This window comes from Nostoc cf. edaphicum LEGE 07299 (genome assembly GCF_015207245.1).
In the GTDB taxonomy this organism is placed as follows: Bacteria; Cyanobacteriota; Cyanobacteriia; order Cyanobacteriales; family Nostocaceae; genus Nostoc; species Nostoc edaphicum_B.
On sequence record NZ_JADEXF010000691.1, the window covers coordinates 1 to 3430 of the forward strand.

The 3430-nt window shown below is 42.9% G+C and carries 3 protein-coding genes and 1 pseudogene; all 4 read left to right on the plus strand.

What is annotated here, in order from left to right:
• A pseudogene (locus IQ229_RS19075) lies at window positions 1-559 on the plus strand (photosystem II chlorophyll-binding protein CP47); the annotation flags it as partial.
• Window positions 560-671: 112 nt separating this feature from the next.
• Window positions 672-779, plus strand: coding sequence for a photosystem II reaction center protein T (locus IQ229_RS19080; RefSeq protein ID WP_084227385.1), 108 nt, complete (start codon window positions 672-674; stop codon window positions 777-779).
• A gap of 518 nt (window positions 780-1297) precedes the next feature.
• On the plus strand, window positions 1298-2392 hold the full coding sequence (locus IQ229_RS19085) for a 30S ribosomal protein S1 (protein ID WP_194046438.1): 1095 nt from the start codon (window positions 1298-1300) through the stop codon (window positions 2390-2392).
• A 132-nt stretch (window positions 2393-2524) separates the two neighbouring features.
• Entirely contained in the window at window positions 2525-3259 is a 735-nt protein-coding gene (locus tag IQ229_RS19090; protein ID WP_194046440.1) for an HAD family hydrolase, read from the plus strand.
• Window positions 3260-3430: the final 171 nt, after the last annotated feature.

Below are 3430 nucleotides of genomic sequence, written 5' to 3' on the forward strand. Positions count from 1 at the left end.
ATTCCGTACAGGGCCCATGGTGAAGGGTGATGGCATTGCCCAATCTTGGCAAGGTCACGCCGTATTCAAAGATTCTGAAGGACGGGAATTGACTGTACGTCGTCTCCCCAACTTCTTTGAAACCTTCCCAGTGATTTTGACTGATGCAGATGGAATTGTCCGCGCTGACATTCCCTTCCGTCGGGCAGAATCTAAATATAGCTTCGAGCAATCTGGTGTTACCGTTAGTTTCTACGGTGGCGATCTGAATGGTAAGACCTTTACAGAACCAGCTGATGTGAAGAAGTATGCCCGTAAAGCTCAAGGCGGTGAAATCTTTGAATTTGACCGGGAAACCTTGAACTCTGATGGTGTATTCCGCACCAGTCCTAGAGGTTGGTTTACCTTTGGACACGCCGTATTTGCTCTGCTGTTCTTCTTTGGTCATCTCTGGCATGGCGCTCGGACAATCTACCGAGACGTATTTGCTGGTGTTGACGCCGATCTTGAAGAGCAAGTTGAGTGGGGTCTATTCCAGAAAGTGGGTGACAAGTCAACCCGCCGGAAAGAAGCCCTTTAATTTCAGTGCTGAGTTTTGAGTGCTGAGTTCTGAGTTCAGGCTCTGACTCAGCACTCAGGTGACTCATCATTAAAAACTTTAACTACTGGCTGGATAAAGAGGAAATCGTAATATGGAAAGCGTTGCGTACATCTTGATTTTTACTCTGTGTATAGGTACTCTCTTCTTTGCGATCGCATTTCGCGAACCACCTCGCTTTGAGAAACCAAAAGATAAGTAGATCTTATCCACAGACTTTTAAGCGGATTTAATCTTAATATCCGTTGCTACTAAGTATGGTGGCAACGGATATTATTATGTTTGTCCTTTGTCATTTGTCATTTGTCATTTGTCCTTTATGTTGCTTCTTACTACTAAGGAATTTCCAAGAAATAAATTATCCAAAAAAACGAACCACAGAGGCGCAGAGGGCACGGAGAGATGAAGAAGAGAGAGAATTGTTGGATGAAATTTTTGGATGTTTTTTAATTTGGAAGTCCCTAACCAATAACCAATGACCAATGACCAATAACCAATAACCAATGACTAATGACTAATGACTAATGACTAATGACTAATGACTAATGACCAAATGTTGTGATATAATTTCCAATCTTGGGAGTAGATATGTGTTAATGCTAGCTTTTCTGCGCTAGGATGAAAAAGGATGTTTTGTGTAAGCTGCCATAGTACTGCTTACATAACGCATCGCGCTTGTCGCACCACCTTTACGGAGACTAGAACCAGGAACAAATCAGCATGGTCAATCAGAATTTAACCGCTACAGAAATTGGATTCACTCACGAAGATTTCGCTGCTCTACTTGACAAATACGATTATCATTTTAGCCCTGGTGATGTTGTCCCAGGAACAGTTTTCAGTATAGAGCCGCGCGGCGCTCTGATTGACATTGGTGCTAAAACCGCAGCATATATACCTATACAAGAGATGTCTATTAACCGGGTGGATAGCCCGGAAGAAGTATTACAGTCAAATGAAACGCGCGAGTTTTTCATCCTTACCGATGAAAACGAAGATGGTCAATTAACCCTTTCCATTCGCCGTATTGAATATATGCGGGCTTGGGAACGCGTGCGGCAGTTGCAAGCAGAAGATGCGACTGTCCGTTCTGGTGTATTTGCAACCAATCGCGGTGGAGCATTGGTACGGATTGAGGGATTACGTGGCTTTATCCCAGGTTCCCACATCAGTACCCGCAAACCTAAAGAAGAATTGGTCGGCGAGGATCTGCCGTTGAAATTCCTAGAGGTGGACGAAGAACGCAATCGCCTCGTTCTATCTCATCGTCGGGCGCTGGTTGAGCGCAAGATGAACCGCCTAGAAGTCGGCGAAGTAGTAATTGGTACTGTTCGTGGTATCAAACCCTACGGTGCTTTCATCGACATTGGCGGCGTCAGTGGTCTGCTGCATATTTCTGAGATTTCTCACGAACATATTGATACACCTCATAGCGTGTTCAATGTCAATGATGAAGTGAAAGTCATGATCATTGACTTGGATGCAGAAAGGGGTCGCATTTCCCTATCTACCAAGCAGCTAGAACCCGAACCCGGTGACATGATTAAAAATCGGGATTTGGTCTACGATAAAGCAGAAGAAATGGCTGCTAAGTATCGCGAACAGCTATTAGCCAAGCAGCAAGGTGCTACTGCTGCGGCTGCACCTGCGGAAACTTTAGCAGACGAAGATATTCCACCAGCAACGGAACTTGACGAAGATATTCCACCAGCAACAGAACTTGAAGAAGATATTCCAGTAGTTGCGGCAATTGAAACAGAGATTCCAGCAGCGACGGAAACTGAAGAGGAAATTCCAGCAGCTATTGAAGAGTAATAGATTTTTTATAGTTTTACTTGTCTTGAAGTAAGAGTATCAAATCATTTTTATAAAGAGGGTTTTTCCCTCTTTTTTTATGTGGACAATCGCTGAAAGTGAAGATTTGGGAGTAGTTAGAAGTTAAATATTATGGCAACCATTAAATGTAGAAATATCACTTTTGGTAATATTCAGGCAATTTTGTTTGATAAAAACGGTACTCTAGAAGATTCAGAAACGTATTTGCGATCGCTAGCCCAAAAAGCAACGAGGTTAATAGATGCTCAAATTCCTGGAACTGGGGAACCCCTATTAATGGCATTTGGCATCAATGGCAATTTTCTAGATCCCGCAGGTTTAATATCAGTAGCGAGTCGCCGCGAAACAGAAGTTGCGGCTGCGGCATATATTGCCGAAACAGGAAGAGGATGGTTTGAGTGCTTAAAAATAGCCCGTCAAGCTTTGGATGAAGCGGAAAAATACATTGGAGAAACTCCTTCACCACTGTTTGTAGGTAGCCTAGAAATTTTGAAATACCTGCGGGAGGGTGGTCTAAAACTTGGCATCCTCTCGGCTGCGACAACTGAAGAAGTACGTAATTTTGTAGCCAATCACCAATTAAGTAATTATATCCAGTTAGAAATGGGCGTAGATGAAGGGCCTAGTAAACCAGATCCAGTGCTATTTTTGCAAGCTTGCCAAGCTTTGGGAGTTGAACCGAGCGCTACCTTGATGGTGGGTGATTCAGTTGGGGATATGCAAATGGCGCGTAATGCTAAAGCCGCAGGTTGTATTGGTATCACTTGGGTAGGTAAGTCAGATAACGTTCGAGGTGCAGATGTGGTGATTAATCAACTTGATGAAATCCAAATTTTAGAAGATTAATTTAATCTGAATTCGATGAACTCAAAAAAACGGCAGTTGGGGCGTTTTCTGCCACATTAGTTTTCAGATGGCATAGAAATCATCTATGTCGCAGAATTTCTCTGTTAAATCAATCAAGATATCCTAGTGTCCATCTATACTTGAGAATAACGAATAACCTTTCTATTTGAT

Bases quoted from the DNA above. Each gene is read 5' to 3' on its own strand.
- IQ229_RS19080 (WP_084227385.1), top strand. From the start codon at position 672: ATGGAAAGCGTTGCGTACATCTTGATTTTTACTCTGTGTATAGGTACT.
- IQ229_RS19085 (WP_194046438.1), top strand. From the start codon at position 1,298: ATGGTCAATCAGAATTTAACCGCTACAGAAATTGGATTCACTCACGAA.
- IQ229_RS19090 (WP_194046440.1), top strand. From the start codon at position 2,525: ATGGCAACCATTAAATGTAGAAATATCACTTTTGGTAATATTCAGGCA.